General features: G+C 55.6%; 1 pseudogene. It reads right to left on the bottom strand.

Features of this window, described 5'->3' with window-relative positions:
• Window positions 1–259 (bottom strand): annotated as a pseudogene (locus MXD62_RS09000) (SAM-dependent methyltransferase); the annotation flags it as partial.

Here is a 259-nt window from a genome sequence, read left to right as displayed (position 1 = left end):
CCGCCAGTTCAGCGGGGACGCCATCTCGGTAGACCGGTTCTTCCTCCAGACAGAGAAAGCCATTTTCCTGCGCCAACTGTTTTGCTTCCCATGGCATCATTGTATTTTGAATTGCCTTTTCCCCGTACAGACGAGGGTAGCTGTAGGCTCGCGGACCGGCTGTCGGACCGAGAATGCCCAACAGCAGAATGCCCTCTGGTTTGAGCAAACGGTAAAATTGGCGGAGGGGCGTAAGCGGGGCTTGTGTAAACTCCACCAC

It is taken from the genome of Frankia sp. Mgl5, from assembly GCF_023242985.1.
Lineage (GTDB): Bacteria > Actinomycetota > Actinomycetes > Frankiales > Frankiaceae > Parafrankia > Parafrankia soli.
Note: the sequence above shows the minus strand (reverse complement) of the source record. Positions and strands in the feature narration are given on the sequence as shown.